This window comes from Dietzia sp. DQ11-44 (assembly GCF_014145205.1).
Taxonomy (GTDB): domain Bacteria; phylum Actinomycetota; class Actinomycetes; order Mycobacteriales; family Mycobacteriaceae; genus Dietzia; species Dietzia natronolimnaea.
Genome location: NZ_JAALEC010000624.1, coordinates 1 through 3,100, shown reverse-complemented (window position 1 = coordinate 3,100; position 3,100 = coordinate 1). Strand labels below are relative to the sequence as shown.

The 3,100-nt window shown below is 71.9% G+C and carries 3 protein-coding genes; all 3 read right to left on the bottom strand.

Annotation, left to right across the window (positions count from 1 at the left end; genetic code table 11):
- Positions 1 to 1,079, bottom strand: a 1,079-nt coding sequence (gene ftsZ, locus G6018_RS14470; RefSeq protein ID WP_182610678.1) for a cell division protein FtsZ, incomplete at its 3' end; no start/stop codon positions are given.
- Positions 1,080 to 1,262: 183 nt separating this feature from the next.
- Entirely contained in the window at positions 1,263 to 2,105 is an 843-nt protein-coding gene (locus tag G6018_RS14465; protein ID WP_182610677.1) for an FtsQ-type POTRA domain-containing protein, read from the bottom strand.
- Between the two features lie 30 nt (positions 2,106 to 2,135).
- The coding region (locus tag G6018_RS14460; RefSeq protein ID WP_241732122.1) for a Mur ligase family protein at positions 2,136 to 3,100 on the bottom strand (965 nt) is incomplete at its 5' end.

Sequence of the window (3,100 nt, the reverse complement as noted above, 5' to 3'; positions counted from 1 at the left end):
CGACGCCCGCCGTCGAGAGGGGTCGATCCGAGCCCGGAGGCACCGCCGGTGTCGCCGGAGGCGCCGGGGACCTCGTCGTCGTCGAGGTGGTGGCGGCCGCGCCGCGACTGACCCGCACCGGAGGACTGCCGGGAGCCGCCCTCGAACCCGGCGGCGATGACGGTCACCCGCACCTCGTCGCCGAGCGAGTCGTCGACGACGGTGCCGAAGATGATGTTGGCGTCGGGGTGCGCCTCCTCCTGGACGAGGGTCGCGGCCTCGTTGATCTCGAACAGGCCCAGGTCGCTGCCGCCGGCGATCGACATGAGTACGCCCTTGGCGCCCTCCATCGTGGTCTCCAGGAGCGGCGAGTTGATGGCGGCCTCCGCGGCCTTGTACGCCCGACCCTCGCCCCGCGAGGAGCCGATCCCCATGAGCGCGCTGCCGGCCCCGGACATGACGCCCTTGACGTCGGCGAAGTCGACGTTGATCACGCCGGGGGTGGTGATGAGGTCGGTGATCCCCTGGACGCCGTTGAGGAGGACCTCGTCGGCGGTCTTGAAGGCCTCCATCATGGACACGCCGGCGTCCCCGAGCTGGAGCAGGCGGTCGTTGGGGATCACGATCAGGGTGTCGCAGGCCTCGCGCAGGCCCTCGATCCCCGCCTCGGCCTGTCCCCCGCGACGCTTGCCCTCGAAGGAGAACGGGCGGGTCACGACGCCGACGGTGAGCGCGCCGAGCTTACGCGCGATGGCCGCGACGACCGGCGCGCCACCGGTGCCGGTACCGCCGCCCTCCCCGGCCGTGACGAAGACCATGTCCGCGCCCTTGAGGACCTCCTCGATCTCGTCCTTGTGGTCCTCCGCCGCCTTGCGCCCGACCTCCGGGTCGGCGCCGGCACCGAGGCCGCGGGTGAGTTCGCGACCGACGTCGAGCTTGACGTCGGCGTCGGACATGAGCAGAGCCTGCGCATCGGTGTTCACCGCGATGAACTCGACGCCCTTGAGGCCCTCGTCGATCATCCTGTTCACGGCGTTGACACCGCCGCCCCCGATTCCGACGACCTTGATGACTGCGAGGTAGTTGTGCGGTGAGCTCATCGAGGCCCGGCCTTCCTTTGGGGGTGTCGTGCTCGGTTGCATGCTGTCTCGACGAAAGACTCTCGCCTAACTCTCACCCTCTACTTGAGGGTTAAAGTTGCTGGTCAGAGGCGGTTTCCGCCGTCGGATCACACGGTAGGGGCACCGGCCCCGCACGTCCACGAGGCTCGCGGGCGTGTCGGTCTACCGTGAGGCCGGCAACGCCGGATTGGAGACGTTCCAGACCTGCCCGGGTTGCTCGAGGACCATCTGCAGGGCGACCGCCTTCTCGTGGTCGCGACCCGCGGCCCCCCACTCCACGGTGCGCCCGTCGACGAGGGTGAGGACGATCGACGCCGGACTCTCCACCTCGACGGACGCGATCTCCTGCCCCGCGGTCCCCCGGACCTCGGCGAAGACCGTCGACAGGTCCCGGACGATCCCGGGCAGGTCGGAGCGTGCGCCGTCCCCCACGGTGAGCTCGGGGGTTCCGGGAGGCGGGTCCCCCTGCCCGAAGTCGATGCCCTGCCCGTCCACCAGGTGCCGGGCGCCGTCGACCTCGACCACGACCAGGGCGGTGCGCTCGATCAGCTCGATCCGCAGGGTCGACGGGTAGTCCCGCGTGACCGTGACCTGGTCCACCCTCGGGATCCCCGCCACGCGGCGCGCCACCGCGTGGGTGTCCACCTGGAGCAGCGGGGTCCCGGGGGACACCGCCGCGCGCTCGGTCACCGCCTCCACGGGAATGGTCCGGGTCCCGACGACCCGGACCTCCCGGACGGAGAACACCGGCAGGAAGTACAGCGCGATGTATCCCACCAGGAGGACGACGAGCGCCACACCGAGCCCCACATAGATGCGGTTGGTGCGGCGACGTCGCCTGCGCAGCGTGGCCCGCACCGCGGGGTCGGAGTGACGCACCCGCTCGTCCGAGCTACGGACGGCCGCCGCGGCGAGTCTCCGGTCCGGGTCGTCCGAGGCCGCCTGGTCCAGCGGGTCCGTCGGATCCGCCGGGTCCGTCGGGTGGTCGCGTGGCTCGTCGGTCACCGCTGAGCCCCCTTCACGGCGTCGGCCTCGTCATGACCCCGTCCCGCTCCCCGCGGGCCCGGCGACGATCCTCGGGCCGAGCGTGGTGATGTCTCCGGCCCCGAGCGTGAAGACCACGTCGTCCGGCCGGATGATCCCGAGCACCGTGGACAGGGCGGTGTCGAGGTCGGGGACGTGGTGGGCCGGCGAGCTCACGTGGCGGGTGACGAGGCCGCCGTCGACGCCCTCCTCGGGTTGCTCGCGCGCGCCGTACACGTCGAGCACCACCACCTCGTCGGCCAGGGACAACGCCCGCCCGAACTCCTCGGCGAAGATGCGGGTGCGGGAGTAGAGGTGGGGCTGGAAGACCGCGATCAGGCGGCCACCGTCCGAGGCGACGATCTCCCGCCCGGCGCTCAGGACCGCCCTGACCTCGGTCGGATGGTGCGCGTAGTCGTCGAACACCCGCACCAGTCCACCCTGGACCGCGACCGTGCCCTTGGGTTCGAACCGACGCCCCACTCCCCCGAATCCGGACAGACCGGACAGCACGTGGTCGACGTCGATCCCGGCGTCCCCGGCGACCTCCCGGGCGGCCAGGAGAGCGGCGAGCGCGTTGAGCGCCATGTGTCGGCCCGGGGTCCCCACGTGGAGGTCGCCACGAGACCGCCCGTCCAACGTGAGCCCGGCCCGGGTCCCGCCCGAGTCGACCTCGATCCCGTCGAGTTCACCCACCACCGGCAGGTCGGTCGCGGGGCCGGCCGTGGTGCGGTACCCCACCACCCGCACCCCCGCGGACGCCGCCCGGCGCGCGCGCTCGGCCGCTCCCGCGTCGTCCAGGCAGACCACCAGGACGCCGGTGTCCGGGATCCGGGCGAGGAAGGTGTCGAAGACCTCGAAGTACGCCTCGGCGGTGCCGAAGTGGTCGAGATGGTCGGGCTCGGCGTTGGTCAGGATCACCACGTCGGGCTCGTAGTGCACCAGTGAGCCGTCGGACTCGTCGGCCTCGGCCACGA